The 21,063-nt window shown below is 65.7% G+C and carries 15 protein-coding genes; 7 read left to right on the top strand and 8 right to left on the bottom strand.

All coding sequences use genetic code 11. The annotated features are described in order from the left end of the window. Positions 1 to 2: 2 nt before the first annotated feature. A complete protein-coding gene (locus tag RTN46_RS01810) occupies positions 3 to 2,702 on the bottom strand; it encodes a GNAT family N-acetyltransferase (RefSeq protein ID WP_312178716.1) in 2,700 nt (899 codons plus the stop codon). A gap of 115 nt (positions 2,703 to 2,817) precedes the next feature. On the opposite strand from RTN46_RS01810, the gene RTN46_RS01805 reads away from it, so the two are divergent. Next, a complete protein-coding gene (locus RTN46_RS01805; RefSeq protein ID WP_312178715.1) occupies positions 2,818 to 5,304 on the top strand; it encodes a DNA topoisomerase IV subunit A in 2,487 nt (828 codons plus the stop codon). A gap of 34 nt (positions 5,305 to 5,338) precedes the next feature. Here RTN46_RS01805 and RTN46_RS01800 read toward each other — a convergent pair whose 3' ends face one another. After that, positions 5,339 to 5,557, bottom strand: a complete 219-nt coding sequence (locus RTN46_RS01800) for a heavy-metal-associated domain-containing protein (protein ID WP_312178714.1) — start codon at positions 5,555 to 5,557, stop codon at positions 5,339 to 5,341. A gap of 52 nt (positions 5,558 to 5,609) precedes the next feature. Next, positions 5,610 to 5,936, bottom strand: coding sequence for a metal-sensitive transcriptional regulator (locus RTN46_RS01795; protein ID WP_312178713.1), 327 nt, complete (start codon positions 5,934 to 5,936; stop codon positions 5,610 to 5,612). Between the two features lie 330 nt (positions 5,937 to 6,266). On the opposite strand from RTN46_RS01795, the gene RTN46_RS01790 reads away from it, so the two are divergent. From RTN46_RS01790 to RTN46_RS01775, 4 genes are all read left to right on the top strand, one after another. After that, positions 6,267 to 7,568, top strand: a complete 1,302-nt coding sequence (locus tag RTN46_RS01790; protein ID WP_312178712.1) for a glycine betaine/L-proline ABC transporter ATP-binding protein — start codon at positions 6,267 to 6,269, stop codon at positions 7,566 to 7,568. Next, entirely contained in the window at positions 7,565 to 8,425 is an 861-nt protein-coding gene (locus RTN46_RS01785; protein WP_312178711.1) for an ABC transporter permease subunit, read from the top strand. The genes RTN46_RS01790 and RTN46_RS01785 overlap by 4 nt, the downstream gene beginning before the upstream one ends. Positions 8,426 to 8,472: 47 nt before the next feature. Beyond that, positions 8,473 to 9,369 carry a glycine betaine ABC transporter substrate-binding protein gene (locus RTN46_RS01780; RefSeq protein WP_312178710.1) on the top strand — a complete coding sequence of 299 codons (897 nt, stop codon included), beginning with the start codon at positions 8,473 to 8,475 and terminating at the stop codon, positions 9,367 to 9,369. A 70-nt stretch (positions 9,370 to 9,439) separates the two neighbouring features. Continuing rightward, positions 9,440 to 10,108: a metal-dependent transcriptional regulator gene (locus tag RTN46_RS01775; RefSeq protein WP_312178709.1), complete on the top strand. Its 669-nt coding sequence runs from the start codon at positions 9,440 to 9,442 to the stop codon at positions 10,106 to 10,108. Here RTN46_RS01775 and RTN46_RS01770 read toward each other — a convergent pair. Genes RTN46_RS01770 through RTN46_RS01755 form a run of 4 tightly spaced genes read right to left on the bottom strand, consistent with a single transcriptional unit; the run spans position 10,105 to position 17,142 of the window. After that, complete coding sequence (locus RTN46_RS01770) at positions 10,105 to 11,115, bottom strand: GNAT family N-acetyltransferase (protein ID WP_312178708.1); 1,011 nt, start codon at positions 11,113 to 11,115, stop codon at positions 10,105 to 10,107. The genes RTN46_RS01775 and RTN46_RS01770 overlap by 4 nt on opposite strands. Before the next feature lie 4 nt (positions 11,116 to 11,119). After that, positions 11,120 to 14,509, bottom strand: a complete 3,390-nt coding sequence (cydD, locus tag RTN46_RS01765) for a thiol reductant ABC exporter subunit CydD (protein ID WP_312178707.1) — start codon at positions 14,507 to 14,509, stop codon at positions 11,120 to 11,122. Next, positions 14,506 to 15,522: a cytochrome d ubiquinol oxidase subunit II gene (gene cydB / locus RTN46_RS01760; protein WP_312178706.1), complete on the bottom strand. Its 1,017-nt coding sequence runs from the start codon at positions 15,520 to 15,522 to the stop codon at positions 14,506 to 14,508. Before cydB ends, cydD begins: the two co-directional genes overlap by 4 nt. Before the next feature lie 18 nt (positions 15,523 to 15,540). Beyond that, a complete protein-coding gene (locus RTN46_RS01755; protein ID WP_312178705.1) occupies positions 15,541 to 17,142 on the bottom strand; it encodes a cytochrome ubiquinol oxidase subunit I in 1,602 nt (533 codons plus the stop codon). A 221-nt stretch (positions 17,143 to 17,363) separates the two neighbouring features. Here RTN46_RS01755 and RTN46_RS01750 point away from each other — a divergent pair, with 221 nt between their 5' ends. Continuing rightward, on the top strand, positions 17,364 to 17,735 hold the full coding sequence (locus RTN46_RS01750; protein WP_312178704.1) for a BlaI/MecI/CopY family transcriptional regulator: 372 nt from the start codon (positions 17,364 to 17,366) through the stop codon (positions 17,733 to 17,735). Between the two features lie 21 nt (positions 17,736 to 17,756). After that, positions 17,757 to 18,722 (top strand): M56 family metallopeptidase, encoded by a 966-nt coding sequence (locus RTN46_RS01745; protein ID WP_312178703.1) that lies wholly within the window; start codon positions 17,757 to 17,759, stop codon positions 18,720 to 18,722. Positions 18,723 to 18,774: 52 nt separating this feature from the next. Here the strand turns inward: RTN46_RS01745 and RTN46_RS01740 are convergent, their stop codons facing one another. After that, a complete protein-coding gene (locus RTN46_RS01740) occupies positions 18,775 to 20,901 on the bottom strand; it encodes a DNA topoisomerase IV subunit B (RefSeq protein ID WP_312178702.1) in 2,127 nt (708 codons plus the stop codon). Positions 20,902 to 21,063 lie beyond the last annotated feature (162 nt).

The raw sequence follows: 21,063 nt of genomic DNA, 5'->3' as shown, positions 1-21,063 counted from the left end.
CCTCAGTCGCGCATGGCCCGGCGCGCGCTGTCGGTCCGCTGCTGGGGATTTCCCAGCCGGATGTCAGCGCTCAGCACGGTAACGCCCTGAACCGAGACCAGCACCGGGTTGATGTCCAGCAGCGCGATCTCCGGGTGCTCATCCTTGAGCAGCGCCAGCCGGGAAATGATGTCCTCCAGTGCGGCAACGTCCACCGCTGGCAGTCCCTGGTAACCGAAGAGGCGGCGGGACGCCCTGGGCGCGCGGACCAGGTCCGCGACGTCGACGTCGGTCAGCGGCGGGATCCCGTGTGCCCAGTCATCGAGCAGATTGACGGCGTCCCCGGCGATTCCGAAGGAGATTACCGGGCCCAGCAGCGGATCCTCGATCCCGCGCAGGACGCAGCCCTGCCCGGACGGGGCCATGGACTGCACCTCAAGCTCAAACCGGCCGTAGGGTTCCAGTGCCGCGCGCATCTCCGATATGTTGCTGCGCAGCGACTCCGGCGAAGAAATGTTCAGCCGCACCCCGCCAAGATCCAGCCGGTGGCGCAGGTGTTCGTCCATGGTTTTGAGCACTACCGGCCAGCCCAGGCGGTCGGCGGCATCCACGGCCTCGTCCTCGGTGGAGAACGGCAGTGAGGGGAGCAGCCGGATCCCGTAGAAACCCAGCAGCTCCGCCGCCTTTTCCGGTCCCAGGTGCAGCAGCTCGGTGTTCTCCACCTGGGCCATCTGGGCATCGATGAACGCGTGCGCGGCGTCGCTGTCCACGCCGGCCGGATCCGTGAAGTGCCCGTGCTCCCGGCCAGCCCACTCGGTGTAGCGGACGACTGCTGCCAGCGCGCTCACGGCCGCTCCGGGACTGGAGAAACACGGCAGTCCGGTGGGAAGCGCATCTTCGGGTTCTGCCCGCTCGCGTACCGCCAGGATGCCTTCGGCCGACTGGGCCGGATCCATGATGCCGGTGAAGACGCCAATCACGGGTTTACCTGCCTCGGCCGCGCAGCCCAGCAGGCACTCGGCTATGTGGTCGTTGGTCAGTCCCGGTGAGGGCAGCAGGGTCACGACGGCAGAGTGGACGGCCTCGTCAGCCAGTGCCTTCGCCACGGCATCACGCAGCAGGGGCAGGGCGACGCTCATGCCCTGGCCCAGCTCCAGATCGGTGCGCAGGTGCACGCTCTCCAGGTCCAGGGCGCCGGCAGCGTCGGCCAGCACCCGGCCCAGCGCCACGGAGTTACTCAGGACGGCGAGGCCCTTTCCGCGCGGCAGCGGCTGGCTGCAGGCTATCTGGGCCACATCCATCAGCTGCTCATTGGTATCCACGCGGATCACGCCCGACTGGCGCAGCATGGCATCCAGGGCACCCTTGGGAGCCTGGGTCAGGCGCACGGCGTGTCCCGGGGGCAGCTGCAGCCCGGTGACATCGGACTTCGCCACGATCACCGGTTTTGTGGTTGCGAGCCGGCGGGCGATCCGGGAGAACTTACGCGGATTACCCACGGACTCCAGATAGAGCCCAACCACCTGCGTATCGGCGTCGTCCTCCCAATACTGCATGGCGTCATTGCCGGAGACATCGGCCCGGTTTCCTGCGGAAATCTTCGAGGACAGTCCGAGCTGCCGCCGCTGCGCCGCCGCGTAGAGCAGCACCCCGATCGCTGCTGACTGGCTGAAGAGGCCAAGTCCGCCCCGGCGCGGCAGCGCAGGCGCCATCGAGGCGTTCAGCGAGACATCCGGGCGGGTGTTGATCAGTCCCAGCGAGGCCGGACCCAGGACCCGCATTCCATGGGCCCTCGCGTGCCGCACCAGGCTGCGCTGGCGGGCCAGGCCGGCCTCACCGTCGTCGAACCCGGCGCTGACCACCAGCAGGTGCTTCACGCCCGCCGCCGCGCACTCCTGCGCGACGTCGAGAACCTGTTCGTGCGGGACGGCAATCACGGCCAGCTGGACCGGTTCCGGGACCTCGGAGATCTTCCCGTAGGAGACCATGCCCGCCAGTTCGAAGGCTTCCGGATTCACGGCGTAGACGGAGCCGGTGAAGCCGCCCTCCACAATGTGTTCCATCAGCTGGTATCCCACGGTCCCCCACTCGCGGCTGGCACCGATCACGGCGATGGACGACGGCGCCAGCAGACCAGCGACGCTGCGTGCCTCGGCGCGGTGTTCGCGGGATTCCATCACCGCACGGGACTTCTCCGTGGGGTCGATGTCGAAATCCAGGGCGATCACGCCGTCGTCGAACGCGCGGCGCACCTCGTAGCCGGCGTCGGCGAAGACGCTGAGCATTTTGCGGTTCTCGGGCAGCACCTCGGCGCTGAAGCGGCTGATGCCGTTCTCGCGGGCGGCGGCAGCCAGGTGCTCCAGGAGAATAGAGCCGATGCCGCGGCCCTGGTGTTCGTCGGAAATGTTAAACGCGACCTCGGCCTCGGTGGGGTCGTCGAGCCGGTCGTAGCGGCCGATTCCGACGATTTCGGGCCCGATTGTGAGAACAAACGCAACGCGGTTGCGGTAATCGACGTGGGTAAAGCGCTTCAGCTCGCGGCCGGTCAGTTTAGCCTTGTAGGTGAAGAACCTGAGATAGATGGAGCTCTGCGACTGACGCATGTGGAATGCCTGCAACGCCTCGGCGTCCGCCGGTGAAACCGGCCGGAGATGGCCGGTGCCGCCGTCCCGCAACACGACATCTGCTTCCCAATATTCGGGGTATTGTCCCTGCTCCGCCATAGACTCAGCGTAGTGGGGAAATTTTAGAACCCGCCACCGAACCGCCCGTGATTGATCCGGCGATCAAGACCTCAGCCGGATCTCCAACCGACAACCGCAAGGATGCAACAACTCCATGGCCCGGCGCTCCGCCTCTGCACCCCCTCCCGGCGAACCCATCGCCGAGAACATCATCGATATTGATGTCACCACCGAGATGGAGGGATCTTTCCTCGAGTACGCGTACTCGGTGATCTATTCCCGTGCCTTGCCCGATGCGCGCGACGGCCTCAAGCCGGTGCAGCGCCGCATCCTTTACATGATGGCGGAAATGGGCCTTCGTCCGGACCGCGGCCATGTTAAGAGCGCGCGGGTGGTCGGCGAGGTCATGGGCAAGCTGCACCCGCACGGAGACACGGCTATCTACGATGCGATGGTCCGGATGGCGCAGGACTGGGCGCTGCGCCTGCCGCTGATCGACGGGCACGGAAACTTCGGTTCGCTCGACGACGGTCCGGCCGCATCCCGTTACACGGAGGCACGCCTGGCTGCGGCGGCGCTGACCCTCACGGACCACCTCGACGAAGACGTTGTCGACTTTGTGCCGAACTACGACAACCAGCTGATGCAGCCGGAAGTCCTGCCGGCCGCCTTCCCGAACCTCCTGGTCAACGGCGCTACCGGCATCGCCGTTGGCATGGCCACCAACATGGCGCCGCACAACCTTGGCGAAGTCATTGCCGCCGCCCAGCACCTCATCAAGCACCCCGGGGCCACACTTGAGGACATAATGCGGTTCGTGCCGGGGCCGGATCTGCCCACGGGCGGCCGGATAGTGGGGCTGGACGGCATCAGGGATGCCTACGCCACCGGCCGCGGTTCGTTCAAGACCCGCGCCAAGGTGGAAGTGGAGCAGCTCACCGCCCGCCGCACCGGCCTGGTGGTCACCGAACTGCCCTATATGGTTGGCGCCGAAAAAGTGATCGAAAAGATCAAGGACGCCGTCACCTCCAAGAAGCTGCAGGGCATCTCCGACGTGGTGGACCTGACGGACCGCATGAACGGGCTGCGCCTGGTCATCGAACTGAAGAACGGCTTCAATCCCAAGGCCGTGCTGGCACAGCTTTACCGGTACACGCCGATGGAAGACTCCTTTGGCATCAACAACGTCACCCTGGTGGATGGTCAGCCCCGGACCCTCGGCCTGGTGGAACTCCTCCAGGTCTATGTGGCGCACCGGCTGGGCGTCGTCCGCCGCCGCACCGCCTACCGGCTCGGCCGCAAGAAGGACCGCCTGCACCTGGTCGAGGGCCTGCTGATCGCGATCGTCGACATCGACGAAGTCATCCAGGTGATCCGCACCTCGGATGAGACCGCCGAGGCACGCACGCGCCTGATGTCCATTTACGACCTCACCGAGATCCAGGCCAACCACATCCTGGAACTGCGCCTGCGCCAGCTGACCAAGTACTCCCGGCTGGAGCTGGAGAAGGAACAGGAAGAACTGCGGGCTGCAATCGAGGAGCTCCAGGCCATCCTGGACTCCGAGGAACGCCTGCGCGGACTGGTCTCCGATGAGCTTGGCGAAGTCGCCGCAAAGTACGCCACGCCGCGCCGGACGGTACTGCTGGAGTCCGAGGCCACCGCCCCGCTGGCCTCCGAAGCCGTCCCCGTCAAGGCTGGCAAGGGCGCTAAGGCGGTGCTGCCGCTGCAGATTCCCGACGATCCCTGCTGGGTGATCCTCTCGGCCTCGGGCCAGCTGGCGCGCACCGCGAACCGGGAGCCGCTGGCCGAGGGTGGACAGCGGACCCGCCATGACGTGTTCCGGTCCGTGGTGGCCACCACGGCCCGCGGCGAGATCGGCGCCCTCACGTCCTCAGGACGGATGATCCGGGTCCAGGTCATGGATATGCCTGCGCTTCCACCGACGAACGGACTGCCGAACCTGGCCGGGGGTGTCCCGGTCAAGGACTTCATGACCCTCGCCAAGGGCGAGACGCTCGTAGGCTTGATCCCGCTCAATGCCGTCCTGGCGCTGGGAACCCGCAAGGGTGTTGTGAAACGGATCAATCCGGACTATCCGCTGAACAGGGACGACTGGGAAGCCATCACGCTTAAGCCCGGAGACGAAGTAGTCGGTGCGGCTGTGGCTGCCAACGACGACGACGAACTGGTCCTTGTCACCAAGGGCGCCCAGCTGCTGCGCTTCGCTGCTTCCCTGGTGCGGCCGCAGGGCCGGACGGCCGGAGGAGTGGCGGGCATGAAGCTCAGCGACGGCGACGAAGTCATCTTCTTCGGGGTTGTGGCCGCATCAGATCCGGCCGCCGTCGTCGTCACCGTCGCCTCGGGCAGTGAAACCCTGCCCGGCGCGCTGGGCGGTTCGGTGAAGGTCACCGATTTCTCCGAATACCCGGCCAAGGGCCGCGCCACCGCCGGTGTCCGCGCGCACCGCTTCCTCAAGGGCGAAGACTCACTGACGGTTGCCTGGGCGGGACACGGGCCGGCCAAGGCTGCCGCAGCGAACGGTGTGGCGCGTGCCCTGCCGACCGAACACGGCCGGCGGGACGGTTCCGGGGTGCCCCTGGCCAGCCCGGTCGAGCACATCGGTCCCAGCCTGGGCTAAGCCTGGCAGCTAGGCCTGGGCTGGGCCTGGCCGGCTACGCATCGCCTACGACGGCGTAGCCGGCTTCCGCGACGGCTTCGCCAAGGGTCCTGGCGGGTATCGCCTCGTCCGAGACGACGGTGGCAACCGAGATGCCTCCGGCCTGCAGGTCCACGCGGACGGCCTGGACGCCCTTGATCGATTCAAGTTCTTCGGTAACGGCAGCAACGCAGTGACCGCAGGTCATGCCGGAAATGCTCAGTTGGGTTTCCACGAAGTTCCACCTTTCCGCGGGCCGGTCTTGTCTTATCTTTGCGGGGTTTGGCTTAGCGGAGCAGCCGCCCGATGGCGTCGGCTGCCTCCTGGACCTTTGCGTCGACGATGCCGGGATCGCCTGCGGCGTCCGACTCCCGGGCCGCGCTAACCACGCAGTGCGAAATATGGTCCTGGACCAGGCCGAGACTGACCGCGTGCAGGGCCTTAGTGACTGCCGAGACCTGGGTCAGGACGTCGATGCAGTATTTATCTTCATCCACCATGCGTGCAATCCCGCGGATCTGCCCTTCGATCCGTTTCAGCCGCCGCAGGTAGGCCTCTTTGTCAGAGGCGTAGCCGCGCTCCTCCTCGGCCACGCTTCCTGAGGGCATTTCCATGCTCTTTCCTTCCGTCGTGAACATCCTTGCCTACCGGCAACATATACCCCCTCTAGGTATATTTCAAGTACCCCATGGGGGTATTGAAGGTCACGATGCCATAACTCCACTGCTTCCCAGTCAGGGCGCGGGTTGTGATCGCGCTTACTGAGGAAGTCGCATCCGGAACTCCCAGGAATTACGCCAATAGCGAACGGAGCGTTGTTAGGGTTGCCAAGACCTCTCCGGGTCCCTGCGACGCCGAATCCGGCCTGCGCAGGTGCTGAGCAAAGACCAGATCCCCATGCGGCTGGCTGCGCGAAAGCGGGCAAGCATGGAAAGGGAACGATATTGATTGAGAACGACGCCGTCCGGGACACCGTCCTGAAGGTGGAGAACGTGTACAAGGTTTTTGGCAAGCGACCGTCAGAAGCCGTCCGCCGCCTGAAGGCCGGGGCCACCCGGTCCGAGGTTGCGGGTTTGGGGACGGCAGCCGTCATCAACGCCTCCTTCGAGGTCAAGGCCGGGGAAATCTTTGTGGTGATGGGACTTTCCGGTTCAGGAAAATCCACCCTCCTGCGGACCCTCAACGGACTCCAGCCCGCCACCACCGGTTCGGTCACTGTGCAGGGCACAAATCTCTCCGCCGTATCGGACAAGGAACTGCGCTCGGTCCGCCAAAAGCAGGTTTCGATGGTCTTCCAGCACTTCGCCCTGTTCCCCCACCGCACCGTCCTGGAGAACGCAGCCTATGGGCTGGAGGTCCAGGGCGTGGCACGCGCCGAACGGCTCGAGGCCGCGGACAAGGTGCTGGAGCTCGTGGGGCTGGGCAGCTGGGGCAGCCGCTATCCGTCAGAGCTCTCCGGCGGCATGCAGCAGCGCGTTGGCCTGGCCCGCGCACTGGCCTCCGAAACTGACATCCTCCTGATGGACGAAGCATTCTCCGCCCTGGATCCACTGATCCGCCGGGAGATGCAGGAACAGCTGGTCTCCCTCCAGCAGGATCTCGGGAAAACCATCATCTTCATCACCCACGACCTGAACGAGGCCATGTTCCTGGGCGACCGGATCGCGGTGATGAAGGATGGCGAGATCGTGCAGATCGGCACGCCGGACGACATCCTCAGCCATCCGGCCACCGATTACGTTGCGCAGTTCGTCCAGGACGTGGACCGCACCCGTGTGCTCACTGCCGCCAGCGTGATGGAACCGGCACGCGCCGTCGTCACGCTCACCGGCGGACCCCGGGGTGCGCTGCGCACCATGCGCGACCTCCAGACCTCTGCCGCATTCGTCGTCGACCGCCGTCGCACCTTCCTGGGCACGGTCACCGACCGCGACGTGATGGCACTGGTTGAGCAGCGCAACCCCGACCTTGCTCCGGCCATCCGCCCCGGCTCCCCCGTCGACGGCGAGACCGCATTGGCCCAGCTGTTCGGTATGGCCGTGGAGAGCCCGGTTCCGCTTGCCGTCATCGATGCCACGGGCAGGCTCGTGGGCGCCGTGCCGCGGGTCACCCTGCTGGCTGCCCTGGGCAACGTGCCCTCCTCCACCACGGATATACCGGTGGTGGACGCTCCGCCGCCTCCCCTGCCCGAAACCCTCGTGACCGCAACACTGGATTCCTCGGCCCCCGCAGGAGGCATCGCATGAACGGCTTCCGCATTCCCCTTGGCGACTGGATCTCAGTGGTGCTGGACTGGGTCATCGAGGTCTTCGAGCCACTTTTCGATGCGATCAAGACCGTCTTCCGCGGCGCCTACGACGGACTCGAATGGGTCCTCCTCGCTCCCCCGTTCTGGGCGGTCATCATCGTCCTGGCCGGATTGGCATGGCTCTCGCGCGGCTGGAAGCTCGGCCTCGGGACGGCCGCAGGTTTTGTGCTGATCTACGGCATTGACCAGTGGGAGAACGCCATGGGGACCTTTGCCCTGGTTGTCGTCGCTGCGGTCACTTCAGTCCTGATCGGAGTCCCCCTGGGCATCCTGGCCGCCCGTTCGCGTACCGCTTCCGCGGTCATCCGGCCGGTGCTGGACTTCATGCAGACCATGCCCGCCATGGTCTACCTCATCCCGGCGCTGATCATCTTCCGGGTAGGCGTGGTGCCCGGCATTGTCGCCACGATCATCTTTGCCATGGCACCCGGCGTGCGCTTCACCGAGCTCGGCATCCGCGGCGTGGACGCCGAAGTGGTCGAGGCCGGCGCCGCCTTCGGCTCGACGCCGGGGCGGATCCTGCGGCAGATCCAGCTGCCGCTGGCCCTGCCCACGATCATGGCCGGCATCAACCAGGTCATCATGCTCTCCCTCTCGATGGTCGTTATCGCTGGCATGGTTGGCGCCGGCGGGCTGGGCGGAGACGTGGTGGCCAGCCTCACCCGGCTGGATCCGGCCCTCGGCTTCGAAGCCGGCATCGCCGTCGTTCTCCTGGCTGTCTATCTGGACCGCCTGACCTCCAGCCTTGGCACCCGCGCCGGCAAACGCGTGCCTGCTGCCGCCAACGCCTCCTGACCTCAAACAGTCTGTGCAGCTTGCACAGCCGCGAAAGGAAAGAACCAATGAAGAACCTCACTAAACTCGCTGCCCTGGCATCCGTGGCCACTCTGGCCCTGGCCGGTTGCGGAGCCGACGCCGATGCCAGCGCCGGACCGGACAACGGCGATAAGAAGGACCTCACAATCGCGGTCTTCAACGGCTGGGACGAAGGCATCGCCGCCTCGGAACTGTGGAAGGCCGTCCTGGAGGAGAAGGGATACAACGTCGAACTTGAGTACGCCGATGCGGCCGCCCTTTACCTCGGCGTCAGCAGCGGCGACTACGACCTCTCCCTGGACACCTGGCTGCCGATCACGCACGCCACCTACCTCGACCAGTACGGCGACGACATGGTGGACCTTGGGGTCTGGAACGACGACGCCAAGCTGACCATCGCGGTCAACGAGGACGCGCCGATCAACTCTCTCGAAGAACTGGCTGCCAACGCCGACCTGTTCGACAACACGCTCGTGGGGATCGAACCCGGGGCCGGCCTGACGGAAGCCACGACGGACGAAGTGATCCCCGGCTATGGACTGGAGTCCATGGAGTACCTGACCTCCTCGACGCCGGCCATGCTCTCGGAACTGAAGAGCGCCACGGCCAAGGGCGAGAACATCGCGGTCACCCTCTGGCGTCCGCACTGGGCCTATGATGCCTTCCCCATCAAGGATCTTGAGGATCCCAAGGGCGCCCTGGGCGAAGCTGAAGGCATCCACTCCTTCGGGAGCAAGGAATTCGAGGCGGATTTCCCGGCCCTCTCCGGATGGATCAAGGACTTCACCATGGATTCCGAGACCCTCTTCTCCCTCGAAAACGCCATGTTCAACGGCGAAGACAGCGGCAAGGACCATTCAGCCGCAGTCAAGGCCTGGATGGAAGAGAACCAGGAATTCGTCGACTCCCTGACGCAGGACTGATCATCCCTTCCCGCGGCGCCCGTTCCCTGATATCCCAGGGTGCGGGCGCCGCTGGCGTAAGGTGGGACGGGTGGTAAAGAAAGCACTGAGCACTGCCGGCGAGGATTATCTGAAGGTCATCTGGACAGCCCAGGAATGGACGGAGGCGCCCGTCACTGTGTCAGCGCTCTCTACCCATCTCGGGTTCTCCGCTTCCTCCGTTTCAGAAGCCGTCAAGAAGCTGGCCGCTCAAGGGTTCCTGGCCCACGCCCGGTATGGCTCCGTGGCGCTGACCGCCGAAGGCGAGCAGGCTGCGGTGGCGATGGTCCGCCGGCACCGGCTGATCGAGACGTTCCTCGTGGAATACCTGGGCTACGGCTGGGACGAGGTGCATGATGAAGCGGAACATCTGGAGCACGCTGTCTCCGACAAGATGATCGATGCGCTGGCGCTCCGGCTGGGCAACCCCGTGCGCGACCCGCATGGAGACCCGATTCCGGCCCGGGACGGAAGCCTGCCGCCGCTCGACGCATCCCGGCTGAGCCAGAGCCAAATCGGCAGGCGCCTGCGGATAGCCAGGGTGTCGGATGACAGCCCCGAGCTGCTCCGCTATCTGGGAAGTATCGGCCTGGGGCTCGACGCCGAGATCAGCATCGTGGACCGCCAGGCCTATGCCGGAACGCTGACCCTCGAACGCGGTGATGACCGGGTGGAACTCGGTCTGCCGGCGGCCGAGGCCATCTGGGTGATTCCGGCCTAGGACGGGCTGTTTCCCGGGACAAGCGGCAGGTCAAATGTGATCTGCCGGCTCACGGGGACGTATCCCAGCTGCTCGTAGATCCGGAGGGCACCCGAGGGGTTTTCCGTATCCACCCCGAGGCCCGCGTGCTCCATTCCGGAGGCCAGGAATCTATTCATCGCTTCCGAGAGCATGGCCGGCGTGAGCCGCATCCCCCGCCAGTTCCGCAGTACCCCGAGCAGTTCGGTATAGCCCTCGGTGTAGCCGAAGATCTGCTTCGTTTCCGGGTCAAAGCTGGCCAGCTGGTAGGCGGCGAATTCTCCCGACGACTTATCCACGACGGCGAAGCTCCAGTCGGCGCGGAACTGGGGGTGCGTGACCGTGAACTTCCAGCTCTCCGGGTCCCGCGGCTCGCTGCCCCAATGGTCCAGAAACGCTTCGTTGTGCGCCAGCCGGAACCTCTCGGACAGATCCGCGTGGAAGGTTACGAACTCCATGCCTTCCGGAAGCGGCACCTGGGGAAGGTCACCCTGCAGCGGGCGGGTCATCTCGGTGAAGTACCGGACCACTTTCGCCCCGGCGGAGTGCAGCAGCGCCACATGTGAGGCGTTGTCCTCTTCCGCAAAACTGCGCAGTACCTTCTCACCCTTTTCCTTGCCGGTGAGCCGGTTCCGGGCGCGCGCGGCCTGCCAGCGGTAAACCGCGGTTCCGATCCCCCGCCGGCGCCACTGCGGGTCCACGCCGCCGAACCCGAGGACCCGTCCGGAACCGGGATTCGCGCTGACGGAGCCGAAGGCGCGGGGCGTCCCGCCGGTGTCATGGCCGAGGAGGGTATCCAGGGCAGGATGGTCGTTGGGGCGGACGAGGATATGCTCCAGGTCCGCCCGGTCTTCCACCCAGCCGGGCTTGTCCGTCTCCGCCATCCGGCGGATCAGTGCATACCAACCATCAAGGTCTTCGGGCGTGATGGGCCGCCAGATCAAACCTGTCTGCGGTCCAGGGCGCTGCACGTTTTCCGGGACAGTCATGGGCCTAGCGTACGGCAAGACTCCGCTTGGCTGCACCCAGTTTCAGGCGCTTACCGCACCAGGCGGCATCAGCGGGATTGTGGGTAACAACCACGACTGATTTGCCGGTGAGCCCCCGCCACAGGTCCGCCATCAGCTGCTGTCCGGCGGCTGCGTCCAGGTGGGCCGTCGGCTCATCCAGGAGCACGACGTCGGCCTCGGTCAACAGCGCCCGGGCCACGGCGAGCCGCTGGCGCTGGCCGCCGGAAAGGAAGTGGCCTCCGTTGCCGATCCTGGTGTCGATGCCGTCCTCGAGTTCGGCGATAAGCCCGCCCAGCCCGACGGCGTCGAGCACCGCCAGCATTTCCCCGGTCGAGGGAGCATGCGCACGGTCGCGGGCCAGCAGGAGGTTCCCCCGGAGCGTCGAATCGAACAGGTGGGCTTCCTGCGGGCACCACGCCATGCCGCGCGACTCCCGGGGGAACTGCGAGGCGGGTTTGCCATCGATGAGGAAGGTTCCGTGCTGCGGTTCCAGGAAGCCGAGCAGTACACCGAGCAGCGTGGACTTCCCGCTCCCGGACTCGCCCGTGACGGCCAGCCATTCGCCCGGCTGCAGGCTCAGGTCCACTCCGTCCAGCACATCCTCTCCGGCACCGGGGTACCGGTAGTGGATGCCATGCAATTCGAGGGTGCCGAGCTTCGGGGGCGTGTCCACGCTCTCCGGCTCCGGCGTCTGCCCCTGCCCCTGCTTCGGAGTCTCCAGGACCACTCCCGGGTCGACGTCGTCGGAGCCAAGATCCGGCAGGACCTTGTTTCCGAGGGTCCGCCATGCACTGAACTGGTGGAAGGAGGCATTGACGGCCGCGAAAGACTCCAGGAGGGCCAGCTGCATCAGCACAATCACCGCGGCCACAGTGGCCGGCACTCCCCCGGCGAGGGAAAGAATCCAGAGAGCGGAACCGGCGCAGGCCAGCGCGGTGACCGCGTTGGCGAGCCCCTGTGCCCAGGCGCTGCGGCGGGTGGCCTGGGCAGCTGCCGAGTCGAGGCTGCGCTGCCGGTCGAGCACCGGTGCCGAGCTGCTGTTCGCTTCCAGGTCCGGTGCGGCCGTGAGCAGTTTGGCCATGCCGGCCATGGCACTGGCCTGCAGGGCCACGGTCCTGGCGCGGGCCGAGGAATCGGCCCAGTGCGCCAGGAGCGGCGCGGCCAACAGTCCGATCAGGCAAAGGAGGACCTGCACCCAGATGGCTTCGGGAAGCAGCACCCAGGTGGCGATGCAGGCGGCGACGGCAGTTACGAAGCCGGTCAGCGGCGCAAACACCACTCGCGGTGCGATGTCCCGCAACTCGTCGACGTCGCCCACCAGCCGTTCCAGTGCTCCGCCCCCGCGGGCCAGCCGGCGCCAGCCTTCAGGCCGGTTCAGCAGCCCGTTCCAAAGCCGGATGCGGATGGAGTTGGTTGCCCGGAACACGGCGTCGTGCAGGTGCAGGCGCTCCTGGTACCGGAGCACGGCACGGCCGATCCCGAAGAACCGGACGCCAACGATCGCCGTCAGCAGGTAGAGGATGGGCGGCTGCTCGGAGGCTCGGACAATCAGCCAGCCGGACAGGGCGCTCAGCGCCACTGCAAAGATGGTGGCGCCGGTGCCGTAGGCCAGGGCCTTGAGGAACTGAGGGCTCCACGGCCGCAGGATCGTGAGGTTCTTCCACAGCGGCTGTTGCCGCATGCTGGGGCCGGCATTCGCGGCGGTGGCTGGGGCTTCCGCCGCTTCCGAAAGCGTCGGGGCGCCCTTGGCCAACTCGCCGGGCTGGCTGCCGGCGGGCAGGATTCCGCTGCCGGCGACGGGGATCACGACGTCGGCAATCGCCGCCGTTTCCGGGTCATGGGCGACGAGCAGGACGGTGCAGTGTCCGCGCAGCCGGGACAGGGCGCCGCGGACGGCGGCGGCGCTGCGGAAGTCCAGGTGCGCGGTGGGCTCGTCTGCGAGCAGGACCCGGACGCCGGATGTGTTCTGGAGCCGGGCTAGTGCCCGGGCAACGGCGACCCGGCGCTGCTCGCCGGGGCTGAGGTCTCCGGACTGCCTGTCCAGCAGGTGCCCCGCATCGATCTCGGCCAGGGCGCGGAGTGCGGCCCGGCGCCGGTCCTGGGCATCATCCAGCCCTGAATACAGGCCGATCTCCGCTTCCACGGTGTCCTCGACCAGCACCGGGTGCTGCGGAATCCAGGCGATCGACCGCCGGTCCACGCCATCAATCGTTCCGGCAATATCCACCCCTGCTCCGTTCCGGCGCAGGCCGGCCAGGACTTCCAGGACGGTGGTCTTGCCGCTGCCGCTGGGGCCGGTCAGGGCGGCAATGCCATCCCGGGGCAGAGTGAAGTCCAAGCCGTCAAGCACCGGTTCAGGACGTCCGGGATAGCGGACGCTCAGCCCGCGGACTCTAATGTTGCCGGCCGCGGAGGCCACCGGCGGGATCAGCGGTTTGGCAGCCGGTGCCTCAAGAACGGCGTTTGACCGCTTCAATGCTTCCAGTCCGTCTTCGCTGGCGTGGTGTGCGGTGCCCAGGTCACGCAGCGGCTGGTAGCACTCGGGCGCCAGTATCAGGGCCAGCAGGCCCATTTCCAGCGACATGTCGCCGTGGACCAGGCGGACGCCGATGAAGACGGCCACTACGGCCACGGAGATCGTCGCGATCAGCTCCAGGGCCAGGGAGGAGAGGAAAGCCACCCGCAGGGTTTCCAGCGTGGTTTTCCGGTACCGGTCCGCAACGTCGCGGAGCGCGCGGGTCTGGGCCTTGGCGCGGCCCAGCCCCACGAGCACCGGAAGGCCCTTGGCCAGTTCCAGCATGTTGTCCGAGAGCCGGTTCAACGCATCGACGGCCTTCGCGGTCTTATCCCCGGTATGCAGGCCGATCAGCACCATAAACACCGGCACAAGCGGCACGGTCAGCACAATAACGACGGCGCTGATCCAGTCGGCGGCCAGGATGCGGGCACCCACCAGCAGCGGCAGCACCGCACAGGTGACCAGCGCCGGAAGGTACTTGGTGTAGTAGTTGTCCAGCCCGTCCAGTCCACGGGTCAGGAGCACGCTCAGCGCGCCGCTGCCCATCCCGGGGACCGTCCCGCCCTCAGCCAGCACACGATCGGTGAGCTGGCTGCGCAGTTCTTCCTTGACACCGGCGGCAGCCCGCTGGGCCACCGTCTCCTGTGCCCACATCGCCAGGGACCGCAGTACCGCGCCGGCCACGCCCGTTGCCGCAACATAGCTCCAGTCCGGGTTGCCGGCGGCGAGGCCGGCGATGCCCGCGGCGATGCCGGTTGCGAGCAGTACCAGGCCCACAGCCTTCAGCGCTGCGAGCAGCCCCAGCAGGTAGAGTGCCCGGCGGCTGGCGGGGCCGACATGCTGGGCGGGTTTCACTGAGATTTGACCGAGTGTACGGCGGGAATAGAGTCAGCCGAGACGCGCTTGCGGAAGACCCAGTACGTCCAGCCCTGATAGAGCACCACAATCGGCAGTCCGAACAGGGCCACCCAGGACATAACCTGCAACGTATAGGGGCTCGAGGAGGCATTGTCCACGGTCAGGTTCCAGGCGGCGTCGAGCGTGGACGGCAGCACCACCGGGTACATCGCCGTGAAGATCGAGACAGCTCCGGCGAGCAGGAACAGTCCCAGGAAGACGAAGGTCCAGCCGTCCCTTCCGCGCCGGCCCATCAGCCACGAGATCACAACGGCAAACACCGCGATAATGAGCGGCACCAGCGAAGCCACGTCACCATTCATCAGCTGCACGCCAACGGCCCAGGCCGCAAGGGGCAGGATTCCGAGCGGAAGCCAGCGGACCAAGGCCCGGCGTGCCCGGTTCCGCACCTCGCCGTCGGTCTTCAACATCAGGAAAGCGCAGGCATGGATGAGGCTGAAGCCAACGACGGCCAGGCCGCCGACGACTGCCCACGGGGTGAACCAGGCGAATGCTCCGCCAACCCGGTCGCCGTTCGCGTTAAGGGGCAGGCCGGTTGAGGTCAGGCCAAGGGCGGCACCGATACCGAAGGCACTGACAAAGGAGCCCAGGGCCATGGCCCAGTCCCAGCGGCTGCGCCAGGCATCCGAGTCATGCTTGCCCCGGTACTCAATGGACACTGCTCGGAAGATCAGTCCCAGCAGCACCAGCACCAGCGGGATATAGAGGGCAGAGAACAGCGAGGCATACCACATGGGGAACGCAGCGAAGGTCATGGCGCCGACGGTGATCAGCCACACCTCGTTGCCGTCCCAGACAGGCCCGATGGTGTTGAGCAGGACCCGGCGGTCGCGTTCGTTGCGGGCGAAGAGCTTCATGAGCATCCCCACGCCCAGGTCGAAGCCCTCGAGGAAAAGGTAACCAACCCAGAGGAAGGCAATAACGATGAACCAGATTGTCGGAAGCGTCATTTGTGTCTCCAGGTGGGGCTAGTAGGCGAAATCGAGGACGTCGTCGGGCTTTCGCCCGCCGGGCTTCCCCGGGGTACCTGAATCATCAGGACCCTCGCCGGAATCGTCCTGGTGGAGAAGCTCAGGCATCGCAGACGGAACTCCGCCCCGCACGTATTTGAACAGCAGTCTCACCTCCACGACCAGCAGCGCAAGATAGACGAGGGTGAAGGCGCTGACGGAGAACAGGAGTTCGGCAGTACTCACCCCCGGTGACACGGCAGCGGCGGTGAACATAAAGACGTTGTCGATGCCGGTGAAGCTGGGGTTGGGCACAACAACGAACGGCTGGCGGCCCATTTCGGTGAAGATCCAGCCGGCACTGTTGGCCCCAAAAGGAGCCAGGATGCCGAATACGGCCAGCCGCATGAGCCACTTGGATTGCGGAACGGTGCCCTTGCGGGTCACCCACAGAGCCACGGCTGCGGCTGCGGCGGCCAGGACGCCGAACCCGATCATGATCCGGAAGCCCCAGTAGGTAACGGCCATTACGGGCAGGTAGTCGATCTCTGCGCCGGCCTGCTCACCGAGCATCGGATCGTCGGGCAGGTTCGTGCCGTACTTCTCCTGGTACTCCGGGATCAGCGTGTTCACGCCGTCAACCGGTGTGTTGAAGTCGCCGTTTGCCAGGAAGGACAGCAGGCCCGGGACTTCGATCAGTGTCTTGACGTCCTCACAGTTCCTGGCGCCCACATCACCGATGGACAGCACGGAGAATGAGGTGCCGTTGTGGCAGGCAGCCTCGGCCGCAGCCATCTTCATGGGCTGCTGCTGGAACATCAGCTTGCCCTGCAGGTCACCGGTAATGGCTGTCCCGGCGAAGGCCACAATGGCGACGGCGGCACCAACGCGCAGTGCCTTGATCCAGACAGCGTGGTCGGTCTTGTCACGTCCGATGGCGGCGTTTTCCCCCACCACAACGCGGCCGTTGGCATCGACGGTGTCGATGCCGTCACGGCGGCGCTTCCAGAGGTGGTACCAGGAGATGCCCAGCAGGAAGCTGCCGGCCACGGCGAACGCTCCGGTGATGGTGTGCGGGAAAGCGACCAGCAGGGTGTTGTTCGTCAGGACCGCCCAGATATCGGTCATGACGGCGCGCCCGTCGACGAGTTCCACGCCGACCGGATGCTGCATCCAGGAGTTGGCCGCCAGGATGAAGTAGGCGGACAGGGCGGAGGCACCGGTCGCCAGCCAGATGGTGGCGAGGTGCAGCTTTTGGGGCAGCCGTTTCCAGCCGAAGATCCACAGGCCCAGGAATACCGACTCGGTGAAGAAGGCCAGCAGCGATTCAAGCGCCAGCGGTGCTCCGAAGACGTCGCCGACGAACCGGCTGTACTCGCTCCAGGCCATGCCGAATTGGAACTCCTGCACCAGTCCGGTGGCTACGCCCATGATGAAGTTAATCAGGAAGAGCTTGCCCCAGAACTTGGTGAGGCGGAGGTACTCAGCCTTCCCGGTACGGACCCAGGCGGTCTGCAGCGAGGCGACCACCAGTCCGAGGCCGATGGTCAGTGGAACCATCAGGAAGTGATAAACGGTTGTTATGCCGAATTGCCAGCGGGCAATCTCCAGTGCTTCCACGCGAAGAATCCTTCAGTTGTGACATGTTCTACGGGCCGTAGAAAAACGTACTTCTACAGATCGTAGAACACTTCGGCGAAATATTTCTACAAGACGTAGAGACCGGTACCAAAACCCGGTAGTGTTAACCATCGCGGCAGATCCAGCTGGGGTCTAGCCTCGAAGGAAATCCATTTTCGGGGATACCCCTGGACAAGGGCCCACGGATAAAGGAACGGAACATGGCGACTCTCGGAGAGCTTGAACGGGCAATGATGGACCTGCTGTGGGAGTCCCCCGAGGCAGTCACCGCCAATGAGCTGAGAGAGCGGCTCGCGCAGAACGACGCGGGGCGCGCTGAAGCCAAGGGGCTCGCTGTGACCACAGTGCTCACTGTGCTGTCCCGGCTTGAGAAAAAGGGCCTGGTCGCACGCGAACGCGACATCCGCCCGCACCGCTACCGTGCTGTGACTTCCCGTGCTGAACACACCGCCGAGCTGATGCATGAGGTTCTTGGGTCAGCGAATGACCGCGAGGCCGTCCTGGCCCGGTTCGTCGGTGCCGTTTCCGACACCGAGGCGCAGACCCTGCGCAGGCTGCTGGAAGGCGCCTAGTCCGGCCGGATCACACGCCACATGTTCTGGGCTTCCTACCTTCTGGCGGCGCTGGCGATAATCCTCGCTTGGCCCGTTCCGGTGGCCCTGTCCCGTGCCAAATGGCCGGCGCGGTCCCCCTTCACGGCCATGGTCCTGTGGCAGGCGATAGCCCTCGCCGGTGGTCTGTCCATGATCGGGGCCATGCTGACGTGGGGCCTGGAACCCATCGGGGACAATCTGGCGCAGGGCATCGCCGCACTCTGGGAGATCCTGATCCAACGCCGTCCGGCGGAAACCCTCGGCCTGGTCCACGTTTTTGCCATCAGCGCAGCCCTGCTGCTCTCGGCCCATCTGGTGTTCACTCTGCTGCTGACGTACTACCGCATCCAGACCGCCCGCCGCCGGCACCGGGACATGCTTAACCTGCTAAGTTCCCCATCCCTGGACAAACCGGCCACCCTCGTTATCCCGCACTCTTCCCCTGTGGCCTACTGCCTTCCGGGCGGCGCGCAGTCCGTGACCGTACTTTCCGAGGGGCTGATGGACGTCCTCACCGAGTCGGAGCTGTCCGCGGTGATGACCCATGAGAAGGCGCATCTGAGCCAGCGCCACCACCTGCTGCTCTGGGCTTTTGCCGCGTGGCGTGCTGCTCTGCCCTGGCTGCCGACATCCCAGCTCGCCCAGCGCTCGGTCAATGAGCTGATCGAAATGCTGGCCGACGACGAAGCCCTGAAGAAGGTGGACCGGCAGACCCTGATCCGGGCCGTGGCGATCGTGGGGTCAGGTTCTGATGTGGATGGTGCTGCCGGACCCGGCCCCGGGAACCCAGCTGCAGTCAGCGGCGGGGGCGGCACCGATGAAGGGATCGGCATCGCCGGCAGGCTCAGCCGGCTGCTGACTCCCCGGCCTCCCCTGCCACGCTGGGCCCGCCTCCTGGTCCAGGCCACTTCCCTGCTGCTGCTTGCCGTGCCCACGATCCTGCTGTTTATGCCTCGGCTGGTTTAGCCCGCGGCTTATGCCTCGGCTGGTTTAGCCCGCGGCGCGGGGGCCAGGTGCCCTACGCATCGATCCGGTCGCGGTCCAGCATCGCGGCACCGGCAATAATGAAGTCCTTCCGGGGCGCGACTTCGCTGCCCATCAGGAGTTCGAAGGTGGCTTCGTCCACGTGGCGCTCGGCCTCAGCCGCTTCACTGAGGCGGATCCGGCGCAGGGTACGGTGGCGCGGATCCATGGTGGTCTCGGCCAGCTGGTCCGCATCCATTTCTCCGAGGCCCTTGTAGCGCTGGATCGGCTCCTTGTACCGCTTGCCTTCCTTCTCCAGCTTGCTCAGCAGCTGATGCAGTTCCTGCTCGCTGTACGTGTAGACCATCTCATTGGCCTTCGAGCCATGGTTGATCACCTCGACCCGGTGTAGCGGCGGCACGGCGGCGTATACCCGGCCATCTTCTACCAGCGGACGCATGTACCGGAAGAAAAGAGTCAGCAGCAGCGTGCGGATGTGTGCGCCGTCGACGTCGGCGTCGGTCATAAAGATGACCTTCCCGTACCGTGCGGCGTCGAGCTGGAAACTGCGGCCGGAGCCGGCACCAACCACCTGGATCAACGCGGCGCATTCGGCGTTGGAGAGCATGTCCGCCACGGAGGCCTTCTGCACATTCAGGATCTTTCCGCGGATCGGCAGCAGTGCCTGGTATTCCGAGGACCGGGCCATCTTGGCTGTACCCAGCGCCGAGTCGCCCTCCACGATGAACAGTTCCGAACGCTCGGCGTCGTCAATGCGGCAGTCAGCCAGCTTGACTGGCATTGAGGAGGTTTCCAGCGCGTTCTTCCGTCGCTGGGTCTCTTTGTGCACGCGTGCGGAGATGCGGGACTTCATTTCCGAGACGACTTTTTCCAGCAGCTGTGCGGCCTGGGCCTTGTCACCGCGTGCCGGGGAATTCAGCCGGGCGGTGATTTCCTTTTCGACCACCTTGGCCACGATGGCGCGGACGGCGGAGGTTCCGAGGATCTCCTTGGTCTGGCCTTCGAACTGGGGCTCGGCCAGCCGGACGGTGAGGACCGCCGTTAGGCCGGCGAACACGTCATCCTTCTCGATCTTGTCGCTGCCGGCCTTGAGTTTGCGTGCGTTGGCTTCGATCACCTTGCGGAAGGTCTTGATCAGCGCCTGCTCGAATCCGGCCTGATGCGTGCCGCCCTTGGGGGTGGCAATAATGTTCACGAAGCTGCGGATGTTCGTCTCGTAGCCGATGCCCCAACGCAGCGCGATGTCGACCTCGCACTCGCGCTCCACTTCGGCGATCTGGCTGTGCCCGCGTTCGTCCAGGACCGGAACAGATTCCTTGAACTTTCCGGTACCGTGCAGCCGCCAGATATCCGTGACGGCCGCATCCGCGGCGAGGAATTCAACGAACTCGGAGATGCCGCCGTCGTGGTGGAAGACCTCTTCCACCGGACCGTCCTCCCCCGGAGTGCCGGGGAGGCGGCGTTCGTCGCGCAGGGTGATCCGCAGGCCGGGCACCAGGAAGGAGGTCTGGCGGGCGCGGGCCTCAAGCTCGGTGTAGGAGAACTTCGCGTCAGGGGTGAAGATCTGCCGGTCCGCCCAGTAACGGATCCGGGTGCCGGTCACGCCGCGTTTGGCCTTCCCGACCACTTCCAGCTTGGAGCTTTCCAGGAAGGGAGTGAACTTCGCATCCGGTGAGGGCTTGGACCCCGTGTCGGCGAAAACACCCGGCTCGCCGCGGCGGAAGCCCATCTGGTAGGTCTTGCCCGCACGGTCCACCTGGACATCGAGCCGGGCGGAGAGGGCGTTGACCACGGACGCGCCGACGCCGTGCAGGCCGCCTGAGGCCGCATAGGAACCGCCGCCGAACTTACCGCCGGCATGCAGCTTCGTGAAGACGACCTCGACGCCGGAGAGACCGGTCTTGGGTTCGATGTCCACGGGAATGCCGCGGCCGTCGTCGTGGATTTCCACGGAGTTATCCGCGTGCAGGATGATCCGGATGCTCTGGCCGTAACCGGCGAGGGCTTCGTCCACAGAGTTGTCGATGATCTCCCAGAGACAGTGCATCAGGCCGCGGGAGTCGGTGGAGCCGATGTACATGCCGGGGCGCTTGCGCACGGCTTCAAGGCCTTCGAGCACGGAAAGGTGTCGGGCGTTGTACTCAGTATCCAGGGGGACCACGTGTGCTGAACTCCTTGGGCCGGTTGCGGCCGTTTATGCGGCGGATAGCCTTGCGGCTGGGGAGCCGGCGGAAAACCGGCCTGTTACTAGGTTAATGCCCGGCGGTGACACTATCCGCCACCGACTCAGCCGGGGCGGCTGATCCTCTTCGGTCCGCCATGC

Origin of the sequence: Arthrobacter sp. (genome assembly GCF_031988865.1) — a bacterium.
Taxonomy (GTDB): Bacteria; Actinomycetota; Actinomycetes; order Actinomycetales; family Micrococcaceae; genus Arthrobacter_B.
The sequence above is the reverse complement of the archived record's forward strand: the minus strand, read 5'-3'. Positions and strand labels throughout refer to the sequence as shown.

What these genes read in the sequence shown, in the direction of transcription:
- RTN46_RS01810 (WP_312178716.1), bottom strand. Translation starts at nt 2,702, where the DNA reads ATGGCGGAGCAGGGACAATACCCCGAATATTGGGAAGCAGATGTCGTG.
- RTN46_RS01805 (WP_312178715.1), top strand. Translation starts at nt 2,818, where the DNA reads ATGGCCCGGCGCTCCGCCTCTGCACCCCCTCCCGGCGAACCCATCGCC.
- RTN46_RS01795 (WP_312178713.1), bottom strand. Translation starts at nt 5,936, where the DNA reads ATGGAAATGCCCTCAGGAAGCGTGGCCGAGGAGGAGCGCGGCTACGCC.
- RTN46_RS01785 (WP_312178711.1), top strand. Translation starts at nt 7,565, where the DNA reads ATGAACGGCTTCCGCATTCCCCTTGGCGACTGGATCTCAGTGGTGCTG.
- RTN46_RS01780 (WP_312178710.1), top strand. Translation starts at nt 8,473, where the DNA reads ATGAAGAACCTCACTAAACTCGCTGCCCTGGCATCCGTGGCCACTCTG.
- RTN46_RS01770 (WP_312178708.1), bottom strand. Translation starts at nt 11,115, where the DNA reads ATGACTGTCCCGGAAAACGTGCAGCGCCCTGGACCGCAGACAGGTTTG.
- cydB (WP_312178706.1), bottom strand. Translation starts at nt 15,522, where the DNA reads ATGACGCTTCCGACAATCTGGTTCATCGTTATTGCCTTCCTCTGGGTT.
- RTN46_RS01750 (WP_312178704.1), top strand. Translation starts at nt 17,364, where the DNA reads ATGGCGACTCTCGGAGAGCTTGAACGGGCAATGATGGACCTGCTGTGG.
- RTN46_RS01745 (WP_312178703.1), top strand. Translation starts at nt 17,757, where the DNA reads ATGTTCTGGGCTTCCTACCTTCTGGCGGCGCTGGCGATAATCCTCGCT.